The sequence below is a fragment of the Desulfosporosinus metallidurans genome (assembly GCF_001936615.1).
GTDB classification, from domain to species: Bacteria; Bacillota; Desulfitobacteriia; order Desulfitobacteriales; family Desulfitobacteriaceae; genus Desulfosporosinus; species Desulfosporosinus metallidurans.
This window is the reverse complement of record NZ_MLBF01000034.1, coordinates 1-16,493: the sequence shown is the minus strand read 5'-3', so window position 1 is coordinate 16,493 and position 16,493 is coordinate 1. Positions and strand designations below refer to the sequence as shown.

Genomic DNA, 16,493 nt, shown 5'->3' with positions numbered 1-16,493 from the left:
TTTGTTCTTTCTTCATGCCACTCCTGAACAATTCAGAACTGGATGGTTTCTTGAATCCGTCCTGTCAGCCTCCCTGATCGTGCTGGTCATTCGAACCCGCAAGCCCTTTTTTCAAAGCAAACCTGGGAAGGCTCTGTTTTGGACGACTCTCGCGGTAGCCGTAGCAGTTTTAATTTTCCCGTACAGTTTCCTAGGTTCGCTTTTCGGATTCGTTCCATTACCAGCAGCATTATTTCCAGTCTTGGGTATAATCCTCCTGTTGTACATTACTTCTGCTGAAATGGCAAAGAAGCTCTTCTATAAAGGGGGCAGCTATAAGTAATCAAAGAGTGTATAGGAAAATGTCGATTCTGTAATTCTTGAAAAGGGAGAAGCCTGTTCCAATTGCGGCCAGAAACAGGCTTTTTATTTCTAGTGAACAGCGGTAGTATCTTTCATGATGTGAATCGTATACCTTGGTGAAGAATAAAAAGTGCTCAAATTCACTAGAATTTGAGCACTTTTGCATACCTTACCTTAATTATTTTAAAAGGATTCTTGTTTAGGGCAAGTAGGAACGGCCTGTTCTGACCTTCCACATAAAGTATTTCTCAAAGAGACGTTTATTAATGTCATAGAAAACATTGGGAATCATGACGGCAAATTGTCGGGGTTTAAACAAGTGATTGCTAACAATAATAACTTCTTTGTGGCCAGCATCCATGATACATAAGCCCGGAATTTTACCGAATGGCTTCGACTGGAGATCATAACGCCCTTCAATCAGGCGTTTAATATTCTCAGCAGCGACCTTTCCGGCTTCATCCGAAGGATAACCAGTTTTAGGAACATTGAGAGGGACTTTGCCAGGTTTGAACGGTGGTGGAACATCCACAGCAATTCCTGCGGCAAAAATGTTTGGGAACTCTTTGTGCTGATAGGAATCGTGTGTGGGAATAAACCCTCTAGGATTTGCAAGGCCTTCAGAATCCCTAATCACTTTCGCTCCCATAAATGCCGGCATGATCATAGAAAATTTGTAAGGGATGACTTTGCCGCCTTTTAGGTAGACTTTTTCCTTGTCAACTTTTTCAATCGCTGCTTCGGTAATATATTTGATATTAAACATTTTCATAAAGGCCTTAAGCATACCTTCTCCGCCGGCAATTCCCTCGATCCCGAAGTGCCCTAAGAAAGGTTCTGGTGTTATCCAGTAGAGATCCGTTTTTTTCCGAACTCCATTTTTACGCAGAGCATATTCCATATTAAAGAGAAATTCATACGCTGCTCCGGCACAACCTGCTGCTGGTGCCGCGCCAATCACAACGGTACCGGGATTTTTCAAAAACTCTTTCCAGTGCTTACGGGCCTCTAGGGCGCTCTTTGGATTACAAATACACTCAACGTTACCCTTATTGGGACCTAAACCCTCTACTGAATCGAAATCAAGATCGGGGCCAGTAGCAACGACGAGATAATCATAATCGATAACCCCTTGACTTGTCTTCACTTTGTTTTCTTTTGGAAGGATCTTAGTCGCTTCGGCATGCATGAACTCAACGCCAGCTTTATTTAAGATTGGTCTCAAAGGCGCAGTAACATCTTCTACTTCCCTCCAACCGAAGGGGACCCAAATCATAGATGGGATAAAAACGAAGTTGTCGGTTTTCGAAATCATTAAGACTTTGTGCTCAGGGCCTAGTTTGCGTCTTGCTTCTAACGCTGCCGTCAGTCCTGCAAAGCTGCCACCTATTACTACAATTTTTGCCATAGGATAGTCCCTCCAGTCGAATTGGCTTAACCCCCATACCCCCGGGGTGTAATCTTAGTTTCAGTATACCTTACTCAAGTGTTCTTATCAATGGAAAATTGTAATGGTCAGACAATATATTTATTGGATTTCACCAGAGGAACGTATCCCTACATTTGCATTTATAAATCGTAAGCCACTTCGCCGTGGATGGAGGTGTCCAGTCCCACTATTTCCACCTTTTCGGGGACGCGAACTGAATCGAAGACATTGATGACTTTGAGGATGAGATAGGTCACAACAAAGGCATAGACGCCGGTGATGACAACCCCAAAGACTTGAATTAGAAATTGGTGAACGTTGCCCTGAACCAGCCCGCTCGTCCCAGTCCAGTTTAATGCGAACTTGCACAGCGATATAGCAAACGACGGACGATAAGATGCCGATAATGACGGCGGCCCAAGGCCGAACATAGCCGGCTGCTGGGGTAATCGTTGCCAAACCAGTGATCGCACCGGTTTCAGACGCAGAATTTCGTCGAGGGCCTGGTGACCGTCGGCGGCCTCACCAATCACTTCAAGATCGTTTTCTTGTTGCAGTAAAATGATCAAAGATTCGCGCAGTATCTTATGGTCATCGGCTAAAAACACCTTAATCGTCATAAGGTACCTCCATCATTAAGGTTGTCCCTTTTCCTTTTTCAGTGCTAATCTGTAGCTTCCCGCCGAGCATTTTTAGCCTCTCCTGGATGGAACTTAAGCCTAACCCGGCATGGACTTCATGAACGTTAAAGCCCTGGCCGAAATTCCGGTGGAGCTAAAAAAGCCAATAAAATCGTGCCTGTAGCGTCGCCAAAGCCGTGAATGGACACCGCTCCCACGGCATCATCCAAGCCGAGTTTTTCCAGCCACAATCCGGAAAAGACAACGATGGAACCGGAGATTAACCCAACCATGACGGCATCCTGTGGCATCCCAGCGATCTTTGCGCGCCCCGACCATGATAATTCCAGCTAAGGAAACCCATCCTGCCGTTCCGTGAACGACAGTAGCTCCGGCAAAATCTAAAAAGCCCAGCTGTTTTAACCAGGCAGGCTGCTGATTGAGGAATAAATCTCCCCACACCCAATGCCCAAACAGGGGATAAATGAAGCCAGCTAGGAAAACTGCGGCGATCAGCAAGGGGAGTAGACGGGTTCTCTCAGACATGCTCCCGGAGACAATCGTCACCGCGGTACCGGAAAACATAAGTTCAAAAAAAACAAAGACATATCCCAAGGAAGGATGAGCAAGTGGCAGATGGCTAAGTAACCAGTAGTTGCCACCAAAAATTCCCAGATGAGTAGGGCCGAACATCAGTGCAAAACCCAAAAAGCAGTAGACCAAGGTCGTGATGACAAACGTGAGGATGTTTTCAATAGCCACACTGATGACATTCTTAGATTGGATAAACCCAACTTCATAGCAAACAAAACCAGCCTGCATAAAGAAGACAAAACTCGCACTGACGATGATCCAGAGGTGATTCATATTCATATTCATATTTAAATAGCTCCTTAAAAACGAAAACATAAGCCGTTGGCGTGTTTAAAGCTTTGAGAAACAGTTTAGTATACATTATTCTCCTATAGGGATCAAGGTATGCTTTTACAGCCTATGATTCTCGGCTGTGGTCTTGATCGTGACCTTGGCTATGAAGCTGTTCCTAGAGTGAAAAGTAGGTTTTATGAATTTTTGATCGAAATATGTCGAGGAAAATTTGTAGGATTATGTATTATCGTAGTGTAAAATAAAGAGGCGAATAGTTTGAATAGGTATATATGCGGCGGCGTTAGCTCTCTTTGACAATAAAAGGATCGAAACCGAGATTTGCTACAGGTCTTAGGTGCACCACTTTAGTAGCGGAGTTCTTAAGGCTTGTAGTGTAAAGCCCACATCTTTTAGATCAGACTTGATAACCATTCGTTTACTACGTGTAGTGAAGTAGGTGAACTGAAGGGGGGAAAATAAATGAATTGGTTGTTGGAAAAGGTACAACCAAATTCAACAATGGGAATGACAGCGAGTGTAGATTTTTTTGATAGCTTAGGAGTTCTATTATTGCAAAAGGGACAAATGATTACGGAAGGAATAAGTGATCTCCTGCAGAAACGAGAAGTTTTTGTTTGGAGAAAACAGGAAAATATAACAAATCCGGCCGAGAAGGTGAAAACCTTTCCTAAAGATGTGTACCTAAAGTTAGTGGGTTCTTTATGGGGCATTTATCATGAAGCGAGGCTTATTCAACCTGAGCAGATTGAAAAAACTGTTGTGCTCGTAGAAACTATTCTAAAAGAGCTAAAACCCATAAATGTCTATTTGAATTTAGATGTAGTACGATTAGATTTGGAAAAGTTTAAACAACATGATTATGGAACGTTCGTGCATAGCGTGAACGTCGCTTTATTAGCAACAATTACGGGTATGCGTATGGGATTTAAAGAGAAGAGACTCAGGTATTTGACCTTGGGGGCACTGCTTCATGACTTGGGAAAGCTGAATGTGCCAAAAGAAATCTTGAACAAGCCTGGAAGTTTGAAAGATGAAGAGTTTGTCATCATGAAACAGCACTCTCTGATGGGAGTAGAAATGCTAAAAAATACCCGTTTATTACCAAGTGTGCTGGCGACCGTCAAAGAACATCATGAACGTTGGAATGGGAGGGGCTATCCTGACGGATTAATCGGGAACAATATTGATATGAATGCTCAAATCATAGCTGTTTGTGACGTTTATGAAGCATTGACCGCCAACAGGCCGTACCGCAAAGGCCTACCCCCCTACCATGCCCTGGAAATGATTATTGCCTGGTCGGGGAAAGACTTTAACCCGAAAGTCGTACAGGCTTTTCGAGAATCCCTCATTCTATACCCCGAAAATGCTATTGTTACCCTCAATACGAAAGAAATTGGAGTGGTCGTGGCTGTGTCCTTGCAAATGCCAACTCGACCCCTTCTTCGTCTATTATTTGATAATAATGGTAGATTTCTCAATAGGGAGATATATGTGGACTTAATGCAGGATTTAACTCGGTTCATTGGGCGTGTGGAGTTTAATGAAGTGGGATGAGAAAGGATCAATGGCTACATTTGTTGGTTTAACGCTTTAAACTCATCAAAGAATTTGTGTATATTTCAGCGAATAGTTTCAAATTGTTGCGTTCATCGGTCCCTCTTTCTGAACAACCATGGGTTGGTAGAGAATGGGTTATTGCTCCTTGGACTGAGGGCGATGGTGCTTGTATAGGAGGAACGATTTTGCGAAAACGGTTTGTTTGGGTACTTCTGGTTTTGCTGATTGGCGGTGTCGCGAGCGGAGTCTTGATTTTGTGGAAATCTCAGTCCAAAAATTCAATTCCCTTTTGGCCATCCGTAAGAATCCCTACCCTCGCTTGTCCAACGGACAAGGATGGGGATGGCTTAGATGATCTTAAAGATATTGTGACCGGTGCAAAAGCTGAGGTACAGAGGAAACCGCAGTATCGCAGTGCTTATTATCAAAAGGGGTATCCGCCGGAGAGTGAAGGCGTTTGTACGGATCTCGTGTGGCGGGCGTTTCGAGATGCGGGCTATGACTTAAAGGGTTTAGTCGATCAAGATATTCGGGCCAATATCGGTAAGTATCCTCGCGTGCAGGGTAAGCCTGATCCGAATATTGATTTCCGAAGAGTACCAAATCTTTTAGTCTTTTTGCGGGGGAATGCTCAGGAATTAACTCAGGAGATCAAACCCGGGGATGTAGAGAATCTAACGCTTTGGCAGCCAGGGGACATTGTGACCTATGGCCCGCCCCATGAACATATGGCCATTGTATCCGATAAACGCAGACCTGATGGCGTCCCTTATATTCTCCATAACGCGGGACCTACAACCAGTGAATCCGATCAATTGCAGAGCTGGCCTTCCCAGATGACGGGGCATTTTCGCTTTCCGCGGTTTTAAATTGATGTGGGGTAAAAGATAAAAGGCGAGAGACTGGAATATGCGTAATTACAAGGGAAAAATAGGAATTGGGATATTCGTTCTCTTTTTAACAATTTCCGGATTCATGGCGTATCGATACCAAGTTAAGGTTAAAGATGTAGATGTTGGATCATATGACGAATGGTCTGGACTAAGTGATCATTCGCCGATATCAGTTACTTTTAGGTAAAACGATGGTTACCGGAACTTAGCCTAAACAGCGCGGTTTAAGTTCCAGGTACCTTCGCGGAACGATAAGATCCATCGAATATTTAATTAACGATACTAATCAAAGGGATAGTATTCATAGTAGTATGAATACTATCCCTTATAAAGCGTGCTGATTAAAATGGTTATTGGAGCTAACTTTATGACCGAGAGATTGCAGACCCCCAATTTATGGCAATAACCGTTATTCTCTCTAACATTGTTAGTAATGGTTCCGGCAGTTATGATTCTCAAATCCCTGATTCCGGCAACGCACAGTTCTGTCAAAGAGCCTTCGAGTTAGTATCGGTTTAGCAACCGGTGCTTTTTTTATTTGCCCGCCCGAATTCATTGTGGACAAATAATGAAAGCATGGACATACATATCGATATGAATGATAAAAGAAGGAATGAAATCGCTAAAATACTAAAATTACAACAGCCATAACGATAAACTTAGAAGAGAGGCATCTTCGATCTTCGGGCAAGCTAATTAATTCGAAGTACACAAGGAGCAGTAGTTTTCCATATTATTTGACCGCGTCCAAAACTGGAAGTGTCTAAGGACAACAGTCATGCCCCTTGTTATCCACGAAATTTTCTTGGCTGTTTTTGTCCATTAAAAAGGACGGCATTTGCCGTCGTACTAAGAGTTATTTACTGAACGATATTAATTTCGTTTTCATTTGTATAAGTAGGATTACCTTTCGGTATATTATATTGCTTTGGCATTTGACTTTCTGATGGAGTCTCAATTTGTTGATTACTGGCTTTAGGAAAAACCGAATGATCAGCAAGGAAAACCATTGTTGATGTTGAAGCAAAGCCATAGACCAGATTATCAATTAAACTAGTAATATGCGTTCTTGTTGTATAAGTCTTTGTCCTAATTATTCCAAGTCTCTGCCCAAAAGAATAAAGCATTTCCCATGTAAATATTCCATAAACTGCCCCTTTAAATTGGTGATTATCTTTTCCAGTTTTCCTTAAGATAATAAACATGGGTATACCAAGGATAGAACCCGTTATAAGGTGTAGTATTTGCCCCAAAAGAATATTTTGCTCAAATACTAGCCTAAATGGGCTCAATAAAACAGATCCTGCATACTGGGCATAGGTTTTTTCGCTAAGTCCAGTTTTCTTGAAAATTATATTGCTCAAACCCATGGCGATAGTCCCCATCAAGCCACCCAAAAAACCAATTGGAATGGAATCTTTCATTTTCTTTCCAACGCTCAAGAACTTAGTAATACGATCAACCTTATCTAATACCCTCATAATGTAGTCTCCTTTCAAAAATATAGCTTAGTTTTCTCTTTATAAGCGAAATATATTTAAAAAGAAGAAAGTTAATTTATACCACTTGCCGAACCACTTACAGAACGAGATGCACGTTGATGTGTTTCAGTGGTTCGTTTGACGCAAACGTATAAGATGTAGAAGAGTAAGACCCAAGCGTAATGCAGGGAACTTACTCTCTTCATATATTTCGACAATACATTACCTTTTTCACGGTTGATGTTACCGTTTCAATATACTAAAATATCCGAGTGTGCTAATTGTTACGAAAGAAGATGTTCTAAGAGTGAAACTAACGGTCCTTGAACGAATAGAAGAATTGAGATTGCAAATGCAAAAGATAGCTTCGGATAAAGATCTTACGGACAATATTGCCAAGAAAAGAAACAATGATCTTGATTTAATCTAGTTCATTTAGTAGTTCGGATTCAACCAAAACCTCACAAACTCCATAAGCTGTTTCCCTTCATTGGTCAGTATCTTTCCTCTACCATGGCATTTCTTGCAAATGAAGAAGATTGGTTCGTCTGGTTGATCCGGAGCCGTTTCTTCTGCAATGGTTAGTTTCTCTTTAGTCTCCAAAATTTGAAACGAATCCTTAAGATCGCTGCGCGTGGCCCAGATAGGATACCATGCTGGGTTTTCGATTTTGCCGAGGCCACAACACTTTGGGCCTTTGTATAATGTCAGATTTGCTAATTGGCCCTCTATTACCCCAGGGATTCCTTGGACAGCTTTTAGGCCAAATGCTCTACCAGTTATGCCCTTTTCTTTATCGTTCTTGCGTCCTTTACTAACCCTGCACTTCGACAATCTTAATGGTTTTGCGACAAATAGACTATGAAGCAGTTTCGAATGCTTTTTACTAAATAAGCCTTTGTAAATTACTCTAAGGTATTTTCTATAATAAAGCTGATAGCTCAATACATTTGACATATTATGATGCCTGACAAGTTAGTTCAAATTGTACTCGACTTGAAGATCGTCGATACGACAACTGATGACCTTTATGATGCACCTGTAGCATAATCGATGCACGATGCACGAGGTTCGAGTTTGAACTTCGGACCCCGAACTTTGAGATAGGGGCCGAAGAGGAGGCTTAAGGTTCGGGAATCAAAAATATGAATCGCGAATAATTATGTAGAGAAAGAGGATTGAGAGGCGATTTGAAAAGTCGAATCTCGATCCTCGATCCTCGAATATCTAATTGGAGGGAAACGCATGGAAGAAATGTTAAAGCTTGTGGGGAATTTTGGTTTTCCTATCGTGGTGAGCGCTTATTTGCTCGTTCGAATCGAAGGGAAGCTCAACGAACTCTCCTCAAGTATCACGGAACTTGCCAAGGCCGTTGCCGTCCTGAAAGCATAGGGAAGAGAGGGAGTATAGACATGGATTGGCAGAAGATCGTGATCCACCACACGGCAAGCCCAACGGAGGTACGTCGCTCGGGAAAGATCGTTCCAGTCGACGCGGCCATGATACGGGAGTGGCATCGAACGAGGGGGTGGAGTGATATCGGCTATCACTTCGTGATTATGCCGGATGGTCGTTGTGAAGATGGAAGACCCTTATACCGATCTGGAGCGCATTGTAACGTCGGACATCGAAATTTTATTGGGATCGGCATTTGTCTGGTCGGGAATTTCAGTGAGACGGAAGTGCCAGACACCCAACTTGTCGGGTTGGTGAATAAAGTAGTTCAGCTTTTGGCAGCATTTAAGCTGGGAGTCGGGGACGTTGAGTTGCATCGAGACGTGCCTGGGGCTGCCACGGAATGCCCAGGACGGTATTTTCCAGAGGATGCTTTCAAGAAGGAACTGGAAGAGAGTATTAGTTGAAAGCTACATTAGTCTTAATAGCCAGATCGTTTTGGACGGTCTAGCTATTTTTGTTTTATCATGGATTATTTTTGCTATCTTGGGAGGAAATGAAGGAAAGATGTGGAAGCTATTTTAGAAACCACTGAATGTAGAGAGATATTTAGCTGCAACCTTTAAAATTTTTATAGTTTCCGCTCGTCATCGTGGGCGGTAGTTCCGTTGTGCTACTCTAAACAAAGCCTTATCTGGCGAACCTAGGCGGGGTAGAGTTTAGCAAACTGGGGCTTAGGGATATGTGGGGAAGTGAGAGGTGGCTCTACTCGTGATTCCGACATATCGTAAATTATGAGAGGAGTGGGGCAAGCCTGGCGTTTAAGTACAATTTCAAATCTAAAAGGCCTATAGAACGTTCCAAGTTTCGCATGGTTTTAGGAAAGTTATATTTCACCTGGCGTCGGTACTTTCAATGGACATTTCATGGGTCAATTCACTATGCATCTACGTTAAGGTGGATAGAGCTTCCTTACATAGTTACGTCCCATAAAACTCCACTGTATAGACGACTCCGCAATGTTGAAATGTGGTTACAAGAAAACAAGGTAACCAACCTACAGTTGGCTACCGAAAAACTTAATGGCCTAGTGCTAAAACCAGGACAGACCTTTTCACTTTGGCGCTTGGTTGGGAAGCCAACAAAAGGAAAGGGTTTTTTGGAAGGGATGGTTCTAACTAACGGGTCATTTACCGCTGGAGTGGGCGGAGGTCTATGTCAGCTTTCAAACCTCATCTATTGGATGGCTCTTCACACGCCTTTAACGGTCACGGAGCGATGGAGGCACACACATGACGTTTTTCCTGATGCGAATCGGACTCAGCCATTCGGAAGTGGTGCAACGGTTGTTTACAATTACGTAGATCTTCAGATTAAGAATGACACTCCCCATGAATATCAACTCATGGTCAGGGTTGGAAATTCAGACTTAGAGGGCGAATGGCGATGTGAACAACCCTGCCCATTTAAATATGAGATTTATGAAAGCGAGCATTTGATGAACCAGGAATGGTGGGGAGGATACATGCGCCATAACGTTATAAGGCGCAAAGTTTTAGACCACAACCTCAAAGAAATAGCAGATAATTTTGTTACTGAGAATCATGCGATTATGATGTATGAACCCATGCTAGGAGAAAGTCCGAATATTATTTAGGTTCCATCCGTGCTGCAACCCGCCGAGGTATAGTCTACCCAAACTGGTACGTAGGGATATTGGATGGGTGATGGGGTGGCGGGTTGAAAGGGAGGTGTGATCATATTACCCCAATATTCATTTCATCAAGCAGTTGCTGTAAAGATGTTTTGGACATGGTCTTTTCCATTGCATCTACAATTTCTTCGCAATGACGGGACAGTAAGGAATACATATTCTTACCCACAGGACATACATCTGACGAATTGGGGTGGAATTTAAAAATGTCATCTGCTGATGTCTTCTCAATTACCGTGTAGATTTGCCATAGGTTAATGTCTTTTGGCTCTCGCTGTAAAGCTGCTCCGCCTGTTCCGGGTGCAATAGATACAATTCCTGCTTTCTTTAAAGTCCCTAAAATATTTCGGATACTGACTGCGTTGCAGCCAGTACTACCAGCAATAACATCGCTTGTCATCTTCAGCTTATCTGAAAAAGTTGCTATTAGTACTAATGCATGAACTGCGATTGGAAATCGAGTGCTAACGCGCATTTTTACCACCTCGTATGTATTTTAACGTAGCGACTCATATAATTCAATGACCGTTGTAACTGTTGACATTACAATTAAGAGTTGCTATTATTGTTGTAACGTCTTATATTACAGCAACCATAAGCATGAACACAATTTAGTAACAGTAGTAATCTAATTTGAGCATAATCCTTACCAAATACGCGGCATCTTTTTTGACCTAACAATCAATCACACAGTGGTAATGGTCAGCCAGCACTCTAATTAAGGAGATGCTGGCTTTTAAGGATATCACGAATAGTTTGGTAATTTGGGCAAGATTTTCGGGAGGAATTACGTTGGAAGAATTGGAAAAACACGCCCGAATATTTAATTTAATCGCGCCATTTTATAATCGTTTTTTTAGAAGTCAGGTCCGAAGTTACCGCTCTATACTAGACAAATACGAAGAGTTGTTAAATATTCCCCCTGGAGGCAGAGTTCTGGATATTGGGTGCGGTACAGGGGCCTTTATCTCTTGCTTCGCCGAGCGGGGATATCAGACGGTGGGGGTGGATTTTTCTGCATCCATGCTTAAAGCAGCCAGAAAATCCACAAGAGGAAAGGCTATAGAGTTTGTGCAAGGGGATGCCACACAGGGATTAGACCTCCCCGATAAAAGTTTTGACTTGGTACTCTCTTCCTATGTTTTACATGGGCTGAGTTCTGCTCTGCGCCAGCGTATTTACGAGGAAGCAGGCAGGCTGTCCCGGGGGCGGGTCCTTTTCTACGATTACAACCAAAAGCGCCGCTGGTTTACCGATTTCGTCGAGTGGGCTGAAGGTGGAGATTACTTCGGATTTGTTCGGCAGGGAGAAAGGGAAATGAGGGTTTATTTTCACGATGTCAAGCGAGTGGATGTTGGCCCTCAGACGGCTCTGTACATATGTTCACAGTAGAAGGCCAGAGAAATAACTTATCGAGTAGTTTCGAAAAATGTCCATGTCTAATAATAGAGTCCTTAAAACTTTGTTGTGGTATAAACTGTTAACTACAAATAGTAAAGCGGCAAAGGCTTATAGATGAATTGTATCGGTATCTATCGCGCTCAATTAAAACTGGCTTTGCCAGCGCTCATTGAAAAATGGGAAAAGAAGTTGAATGTCAATGTGTTAGGATAAAGATGAAGGTATCAAGGATCAATAGAAAGTGTGGTAAAAATTATGTATTTCGATTCAGTAGGAAAGATTAATACAAATGGGACTACTGCTTTAGCATTAAAGGCTGCAGTAGAAAAAGATATTAAATACATTGTTGTAGCTTCTTCAACTGGTGATACAGCTAAACTATTAAAAAACACCAACGATATTAATATTATTTGCGTGACCCATGCAAATGGTTATCCGGAACCGGGCAAGAGTGAAATGTCACAAGAAATTCGTAGCGAACTTGCGGATTCAGGTATAAAGGTATTAACAACAACTCATGTCCTTAGTGGAGCTGAAAGAGGAATTAGTACATCCTTTAGTGGAGCATACCCTGTTGAAATAATAGCTCATTCTTTGAGAATGCTTGGTCAAGGTACAAAAGTATGTGTTGAGGTATCAATTATGGCTTTGGACGCTGGTTTAATACCCTATGGAGAACCTATTATTGCAATAGGAGGCTCTGGTAAAGGGGCTGATACTTCAGTAATAATAACTCCGTCACATGCAAGTAGTATCTTTAAAACTAAAATTCATGAAATAATATGTAAGCCTTCTTGTTATTAATTAAGCTATCTAAAGGAAAATCCGGAACTGGTAGTAGTGAATCAGAGTTTAACGCATGAGTTATTGTTGAGGGATTTTACAAGTTTTATACTTAAAGAAGATGATTGTATGAGTAATAAAGGACTAGCATATATTTACCTGACTATAACCGTTAGTGCGTGGGGGAGCCTCTATGTCGTCAGTAAATTCGTACTGGGGCATGTACCCACCTTTACTATTTTGTTTTTGCGCTATTTGGTGGCAGGAATCGCTTTGCTGCTTATTCTAAGAACAAGAGAACCGGAAAAAATTGAACGGCAGGATTACAAATACATTGTCATGATTGGTTTTGTCGGATATTTTCTTTCGGTGGCTGCCCAGCTCCTTGGTACAAAACTTTCCAACGCTTCGCTTGCCTCTCTGATTAATTCTATGAATCCGGTGTTTATCATTTTGTTTGCCGTTCCTGTATTGAAAGAGAAAATCACCGTCAGTAAACTGATTTCAGTTACTGCTGCCGTGGCAGGTGCGTATATCATCATTGGCGGTGTGGGTAACGGTGGGGCAATGATTGGGATTATCGTCTCAATATTTTCCGTACTTACCTGGTCATTGATGACTGTACTGGTGAGGCGTGTAACGCAAAAATATGATGCCTTAGTTGTCACGACGTATAGTATTCTTGTGGCCTTGGCCTGCACTTTACCTGTATTGATTTATGAGCTTTTGACAACCCCGCATGTCCAACTATTCGACCCTGCAACAATTTCTTCAATACTGTATATGGGACTCGTATGCACGGCACTGTCCCATGTTCTGTGGAACAAAAGCCTTTCCATGATAGAAGCGGGCAGTTGTTCGCTCTTCTACCCGTTGCAGCCCATGGTTGCTGTCTCATTGGGAGGGCTGTTTTCAGGTGAGAAAATGAGTATCACCTTTCTGATGGGCGCGGTTCTGATCATCGGTGGTGTATTATTCAGTGTGTTAGCTGGAAGACGAAGAAACTATGAAAAATCCCTGTAAAGACTCAATTGTTCAATATTTAAAGGGCTTCCTAGGTTGCAGATAGTCATGGGATATGCTATATTAATATAAGGAAATTTTTAGTGTTTGTTGGTAAGGAGTGGGTTCTGGCCCGCTCCTTCGTTTGTCCAAACCGTGGCGCAAGTATAACTCAAGGTCATCTTCGTCAGACTATGAAGAGAAAGTACGTTTACGTCACGTTTAAAGGAGAGATTTCATATGAATGAAGCAATGGAACAACGGATAGCGTTACTTGTTGAGCCGCTGGTGAAAGAAAAGGGGCTTGAATTAGTAAATGTTGAGTACATAAAGGAAGGTGCACATTGGTACTTGCGCCTTTATATCGATAAAGTCGGCGGCGTGGACATGGATGATTGTTCAGGAGTGAGCCATGCGGTGAGTGAAATGCTTGACGAGAAGAATCCTATTCCACAAGCGTATATGCTGGAAGTGTCTTCTCCTGGTCTGGAACGTCCTCTTAAAAAGGAAGAGGACTTTATTCGTTTTCAGGGACGTTTGGTTACAGTGCACACGACTTCCCTGTTTCAAGGATATAAAGAATTCTCAGGAATTCTTGTTGGACTGATCGACGATGATATCGTTTTAGAATATGAAGATAAGCGGATCGCAATTCCACGCTCTTTGACGAAGAAAGCTCATTTAGCCTTGGATTTTTAATTTTTATTGACAACAGAATAAGGAGGAACATGGAAAAATGAATATGGAGTTCATCGAGGCCCTTCACGAGTTAGAAAAAGGACGGGGAATTTCTGCAGAGATTCTATTTGAAGCGATCGAGGCAGCACTGATTTCGGCCTATAAGAAAAATTTCGGATCTTTGCAAAATGTCCGAGTTCTTATTGACCGTTTAACCGGTGAGTTTAAAGTGTATGCCCGTAAAACCGTTGTTGAAATCGTGGAGGATGCTCGAACTCAGGTTGGATTGGAGGATGCGCGTAAACTAGATCCTAATTATCAACTTGAAGATATTGTGGAATATGAAGTAACTCCTCGCGAATTTGGACGAATTGCGGCCCAAACAGCCAAGCAAGTCGTTGTCCAACGCATTAGAGAAGCAGAGCGTGGTATGATTTATGATGAATATGTTAATCGTGAAGGGGATATCGTTACTGGGGTGGTTCAACGATATGAGCAGAAGAATTTGATCGTTGATTTAGGGAAGGTTGAAGCAGTACTTCCTGCTCAGGAACAAATTCCCGGAGAAGTGTATCAATCGTTCGAACGTCTTAAAACGTATGTCGTTGAAGTTAAGAAAACGACCAAGGGGCCGCAAATTATGCTGTCTCGGACACATCCTGGATTGATCAAGCGTTTATTCGAACTTGAAGTGCCGGAGATTCATGATGGTATCGTGGAAATTAAAGGTGTTTCTCGTGAAGCAGGGGCACGTTCTAAAATTGCTGTTTATTCACGTGACTCCAATGTTGATCCTGTTGGAGCGTGTGTTGGGCCCAAGGGAGTTCGTGTGCAAACGATTGTCACAGAATTAAAAGGGGAAAAAATTGATATTGTCAACTACTCAACCGATCCTCAAGAGTTTGTAGCTAATGCCCTTTCTCCTGCGAAGGTTGTGGGAGTGTATCCTAAACCCAATGAAAAAGTGGCCATCGTCGTGGTTCCAGACTATCAACTTTCCCTGGCGATCGGCAAAGAAGGGCAAAACGCTCGCCTTGCTGCTAAACTCACGGGGTGGAAGATTGACATAAAAAGTGAATCACAAGCCGGTGCGCTCGATGTCATTCCTCTAGGTCAAGAAGAGTATGAGAATAACGAGGATTATAGCGAATTTGAGGAGTACGCTGACTATGATGAATTCTCTGATCTCGATAATTATCAGGAGTATGAAGAATACGATTCCGCACAAAACTATGGAGAGCTTCCTGATAACGGAGTTGGAGAGAATGTACCCGAAGGATTAGCAGACATTGCTCTTGGTGATCCAGAAAAGATAAGCCCCAAGGAGAAGAAAAAGAAAGGGAAGGGGTGAAGGTATGAAGACACGGAAAGTCCCAATGAGGATGTGTTTAGGGTGTCAACAGATGAAGCCCAAGAAAGAGCTCTTGCGGATCGTTAGAACTCCAGAAGGGATTGTTGAGCTAGATCCTACTGGAAAAAGGAATGGTCGTGGTGCATATCTTTGTCCCAACTTAATCTGTTTTCAAACCGCTGTTAAAGAGCGGCGATTCCGGAAGGCTTTTGGAGTGGATGTTGAGCCTGAAGTCTTTGCCAACCTGGAAGGGAAGATTTCTTCGTGACTACACGCATTCTGTCATTAATGGGGATCGCTCGGAGAGCGGGTAAAGTTGCTACCGGAGATGCTCAAGTGGAAGCTATGTTAAAAAAAGGTAAGGGATTTCTTCTCATCATTGCGGAAGATGCTCAGGGTGCGCAGAAAAAGTATAAACAGTGGGCTAGTGACTTAAAGCTACCAGTGCTCGTCACTGGAACGAAGCTGGAAATTGGACTTTCGATAGGACTTTCGCCGCGTTCTTCAGTGCTTATTTTAGATCAAGGGTTTGCGAAGGCTATTTTACTAGCAAGGAGCTGATGCTTGGAGCGTAATGGGGGAGCCGAATATGTGGGGGTGGTTAAATGAGTATTCGTGTTCATGAATTAGCAAAAGAGCTAAATTTTAGTAGTAAAGAAGTGATGACAAGACTCGTGGCTATGGGAACAGATGTGAAAAATCATTTAAGTACAGTCGATCAGAAAGATGCTGATCGTTTACGGAATCAAGTGCAAGAAAAGGAGAGAAATTTGGATCATTCTGAACACAAAGATACTGAGGAAAAAAGGCCAAGTACATCTGGACAGGGGCAAGAAGGACAGTCCCAGGAATCTCGTCCAGGGATAGAAGGACGTTCTCAAGGACCACGCCCAGGATTCCAAGGACAGCAGCAAGGTCCACGTCCGGGTGCGGAAGGGCAGCCACAAGGCCCACGG

22 protein-coding genes and 1 pseudogene are annotated in these 16,493 nt (G+C 42.6%); 15 read left to right on the top strand and 8 right to left on the bottom strand.

Annotated features, from left to right (window positions below; translation table 11 throughout):
- The first annotated feature begins 1 nt into the window (after position 1).
- Positions 2-322, top strand: coding sequence for a cation transporting ATPase C-terminal domain-containing protein (locus tag DSOL_RS30100; RefSeq protein WP_075366070.1), 321 nt, complete (start codon positions 2-4; stop codon positions 320-322).
- Between the two features lie 219 nt (positions 323-541).
- Here DSOL_RS30100 and DSOL_RS17315 read toward each other — a convergent pair whose 3' ends face one another.
- From DSOL_RS17315 to DSOL_RS17290, 5 genes and pseudogenes are all read right to left on the bottom strand, one after another.
- The gene (locus DSOL_RS17315) at positions 542-1,750 is read right to left on the bottom strand and encodes an NAD(P)/FAD-dependent oxidoreductase (RefSeq protein WP_075366069.1); all 1,209 of its coding nucleotides are present in this window, start codon (positions 1,748-1,750) and stop codon (positions 542-544) included.
- 161 nt (positions 1,751-1,911) lie between these two features.
- Complete coding sequence (locus DSOL_RS29760) at positions 1,912-2,202, bottom strand: hypothetical protein (RefSeq protein WP_345788398.1); 291 nt, start codon at positions 2,200-2,202, stop codon at positions 1,912-1,914.
- A pseudogene (locus DSOL_RS28975) lies at positions 2,179-2,230 on the bottom strand (hypothetical protein); the annotation flags it as partial. The gene DSOL_RS29760 and the pseudogene DSOL_RS28975, both read right to left, overlap by 24 nt.
- Before the next feature lie 286 nt (positions 2,231-2,516).
- Complete coding sequence (locus DSOL_RS28970) at positions 2,517-2,684, bottom strand: hypothetical protein (RefSeq protein WP_235838866.1); 168 nt, start codon at positions 2,682-2,684, stop codon at positions 2,517-2,519.
- On the bottom strand, positions 2,614-3,270 hold the full coding sequence (locus tag DSOL_RS17290; protein ID WP_075366068.1) for an ammonium transporter: 657 nt from the start codon (positions 3,268-3,270) through the stop codon (positions 2,614-2,616). Before DSOL_RS17290 ends, DSOL_RS28970 begins: the two co-directional genes overlap by 71 nt.
- Positions 3,271-3,738: 468 nt before the next feature.
- Between DSOL_RS17290 and DSOL_RS17285 the strand changes: the two genes are divergently transcribed.
- Both DSOL_RS17285 and DSOL_RS17280 read left to right on the top strand, forming a co-directional pair.
- Entirely contained in the window at positions 3,739-4,836 is a 1,098-nt protein-coding gene (locus DSOL_RS17285; RefSeq protein ID WP_075366067.1) for an HD-GYP domain-containing protein, read from the top strand.
- A gap of 188 nt (positions 4,837-5,024) precedes the next feature.
- A complete protein-coding gene (locus tag DSOL_RS17280) occupies positions 5,025-5,708 on the top strand; it encodes a DUF1287 domain-containing protein (RefSeq protein ID WP_427854426.1) in 684 nt (227 codons plus the stop codon).
- Positions 5,709-6,592: 884 nt separating this feature from the next.
- Here the strand turns inward: DSOL_RS17280 and DSOL_RS17275 are convergent.
- Positions 6,593-7,213 carry a DUF6789 family protein gene (locus tag DSOL_RS17275; protein ID WP_075366066.1) on the bottom strand — a complete coding sequence of 207 codons (621 nt, stop codon included), beginning with the start codon at positions 7,211-7,213 and terminating at the stop codon, positions 6,593-6,595.
- Positions 7,214-7,520: 307 nt separating this feature from the next.
- Here DSOL_RS17275 and DSOL_RS27415 point away from each other — a divergent pair, with 307 nt between their 5' ends.
- Entirely contained in the window at positions 7,521-7,643 is a 123-nt protein-coding gene (locus DSOL_RS27415; protein WP_139314512.1) for a Spo0E family sporulation regulatory protein-aspartic acid phosphatase, read from the top strand.
- Positions 7,644-7,648: 5 nt separating this feature from the next.
- On the opposite strand, the gene DSOL_RS28965 is transcribed toward DSOL_RS27415, so the two are convergent.
- The gene (locus DSOL_RS28965) at positions 7,649-8,170 is read right to left on the bottom strand and encodes a hypothetical protein (protein ID WP_235838865.1); all 522 of its coding nucleotides are present in this window, start codon (positions 8,168-8,170) and stop codon (positions 7,649-7,651) included.
- 288 nt (positions 8,171-8,458) lie between these two features.
- On the opposite strand from DSOL_RS28965, the gene DSOL_RS17265 reads away from it, so the two are divergent.
- The 3 genes from DSOL_RS17265 to DSOL_RS17255 all read left to right on the top strand — a co-directional run bounded on the left by DSOL_RS17265 (position 8,459) and on the right by DSOL_RS17255 (position 10,265).
- Positions 8,459-8,605 (top strand): YvrJ family protein, encoded by a 147-nt coding sequence (locus DSOL_RS17265; protein ID WP_075366065.1) that lies wholly within the window; start codon positions 8,459-8,461, stop codon positions 8,603-8,605.
- A 20-nt stretch (positions 8,606-8,625) separates the two neighbouring features.
- Complete coding sequence (locus tag DSOL_RS17260; RefSeq protein ID WP_075366064.1) at positions 8,626-9,075, top strand: peptidoglycan recognition protein family protein; 450 nt, start codon at positions 8,626-8,628, stop codon at positions 9,073-9,075.
- 404 nt (positions 9,076-9,479) lie between these two features.
- Positions 9,480-10,265, top strand: a complete 786-nt coding sequence (locus DSOL_RS17255) for a VanW family protein (protein WP_075366063.1) — start codon at positions 9,480-9,482, stop codon at positions 10,263-10,265.
- A 100-nt stretch (positions 10,266-10,365) separates the two neighbouring features.
- Here DSOL_RS17255 and DSOL_RS17250 read toward each other — a convergent pair whose 3' ends face one another.
- Entirely contained in the window at positions 10,366-10,797 is a 432-nt protein-coding gene (locus tag DSOL_RS17250; RefSeq protein WP_075366062.1) for an Rrf2 family transcriptional regulator, read from the bottom strand.
- Between the two features lie 317 nt (positions 10,798-11,114).
- Between DSOL_RS17250 and DSOL_RS17245 the strand changes: the two genes are divergently transcribed.
- The 8 genes from DSOL_RS17245 to DSOL_RS17210 all read left to right on the top strand — a co-directional run.
- On the top strand, positions 11,115-11,714 hold the full coding sequence (locus DSOL_RS17245) for a class I SAM-dependent methyltransferase (RefSeq protein WP_083642694.1): 600 nt from the start codon (positions 11,115-11,117) through the stop codon (positions 11,712-11,714).
- Between the two features lie 264 nt (positions 11,715-11,978).
- Positions 11,979-12,527, top strand: coding sequence for a pyruvate kinase alpha/beta domain-containing protein (locus DSOL_RS17240; protein WP_075366061.1), 549 nt, complete (start codon positions 11,979-11,981; stop codon positions 12,525-12,527).
- 108 nt (positions 12,528-12,635) lie between these two features.
- On the top strand, positions 12,636-13,529 hold the full coding sequence (locus DSOL_RS17235; RefSeq protein WP_075366060.1) for a DMT family transporter: 894 nt from the start codon (positions 12,636-12,638) through the stop codon (positions 13,527-13,529).
- Between the two features lie 219 nt (positions 13,530-13,748).
- Positions 13,749-14,207, top strand: coding sequence for a ribosome maturation factor RimP (rimP, locus tag DSOL_RS17230; RefSeq protein ID WP_075366059.1), 459 nt, complete (start codon positions 13,749-13,751; stop codon positions 14,205-14,207).
- Between the two features lie 37 nt (positions 14,208-14,244).
- On the top strand, positions 14,245-15,537 hold the full coding sequence (gene nusA, locus DSOL_RS17225; RefSeq protein WP_075366058.1) for a transcription termination factor NusA: 1,293 nt from the start codon (positions 14,245-14,247) through the stop codon (positions 15,535-15,537).
- Between the two features lie 4 nt (positions 15,538-15,541).
- The gene (gene rnpM / locus DSOL_RS17220) at positions 15,542-15,805 is read left to right on the top strand and encodes an RNase P modulator RnpM (protein ID WP_075366057.1); all 264 of its coding nucleotides are present in this window, start codon (positions 15,542-15,544) and stop codon (positions 15,803-15,805) included.
- Positions 15,802-16,098, top strand: coding sequence for a L7Ae/L30e/S12e/Gadd45 family ribosomal protein (locus tag DSOL_RS17215; protein ID WP_075366056.1), 297 nt, complete (start codon positions 15,802-15,804; stop codon positions 16,096-16,098). The genes rnpM and DSOL_RS17215 overlap by 4 nt, the downstream gene beginning before the upstream one ends.
- Positions 16,099-16,142: 44 nt before the next feature.
- Positions 16,143-16,493, top strand: a 351-nt coding sequence (locus DSOL_RS17210; RefSeq protein WP_170871546.1) for a translation initiation factor IF-2 N-terminal domain-containing protein, incomplete at its 3' end; no start/stop codon positions are given.

What these genes read in the sequence shown, in the direction of transcription:
- DSOL_RS17285 (WP_075366067.1), top strand. Translation starts at nt 3,739, where the DNA reads ATGAATTGGTTGTTGGAAAAGGTACAACCAAATTCAACAATGGGAATG.
- DSOL_RS28970 (WP_235838866.1), bottom strand. Translation starts at nt 2,684, where the DNA reads ATGGTTGGGTTAATCTCCGGTTCCATCGTTGTCTTTTCCGGATTGTGG.
- DSOL_RS17290 (WP_075366068.1), bottom strand. Translation starts at nt 3,270, where the DNA reads ATGAATATGAATATGAATCACCTCTGGATCATCGTCAGTGCGAGTTTT.
- DSOL_RS17265 (WP_075366065.1), top strand. Translation starts at nt 8,459, where the DNA reads ATGGAAGAAATGTTAAAGCTTGTGGGGAATTTTGGTTTTCCTATCGTG.
- DSOL_RS29760 (WP_345788398.1), bottom strand. Translation starts at nt 2,202, where the DNA reads ATGTTCGGCCTTGGGCCGCCGTCATTATCGGCATCTTATCGTCCGTCG.
- DSOL_RS28965 (WP_235838865.1), bottom strand. Translation starts at nt 8,170, where the DNA reads ATGTCAAATGTATTGAGCTATCAGCTTTATTATAGAAAATACCTTAGA.
- DSOL_RS17315 (WP_075366069.1), bottom strand. Translation starts at nt 1,750, where the DNA reads ATGGCAAAAATTGTAGTAATAGGTGGCAGCTTTGCAGGACTGACGGCA.
- DSOL_RS17250 (WP_075366062.1), bottom strand. Translation starts at nt 10,797, where the DNA reads ATGCGCGTTAGCACTCGATTTCCAATCGCAGTTCATGCATTAGTACTA.
- rimP (WP_075366059.1), top strand. Translation starts at nt 13,749, where the DNA reads ATGAATGAAGCAATGGAACAACGGATAGCGTTACTTGTTGAGCCGCTG.
- DSOL_RS17240 (WP_075366061.1), top strand. Translation starts at nt 11,979, where the DNA reads ATGTATTTCGATTCAGTAGGAAAGATTAATACAAATGGGACTACTGCT.
- rnpM (WP_075366057.1), top strand. Translation starts at nt 15,542, where the DNA reads ATGAAGACACGGAAAGTCCCAATGAGGATGTGTTTAGGGTGTCAACAG.
- nusA (WP_075366058.1), top strand. Translation starts at nt 14,245, where the DNA reads ATGAATATGGAGTTCATCGAGGCCCTTCACGAGTTAGAAAAAGGACGG.
- DSOL_RS17275 (WP_075366066.1), bottom strand. Translation starts at nt 7,213, where the DNA reads ATGAGGGTATTAGATAAGGTTGATCGTATTACTAAGTTCTTGAGCGTT.
- DSOL_RS17235 (WP_075366060.1), top strand. Translation starts at nt 12,636, where the DNA reads ATGAGTAATAAAGGACTAGCATATATTTACCTGACTATAACCGTTAGT.
- DSOL_RS17260 (WP_075366064.1), top strand. Translation starts at nt 8,626, where the DNA reads ATGGATTGGCAGAAGATCGTGATCCACCACACGGCAAGCCCAACGGAG.
- DSOL_RS17255 (WP_075366063.1), top strand. Translation starts at nt 9,480, where the DNA reads ATGGTTTTAGGAAAGTTATATTTCACCTGGCGTCGGTACTTTCAATGG.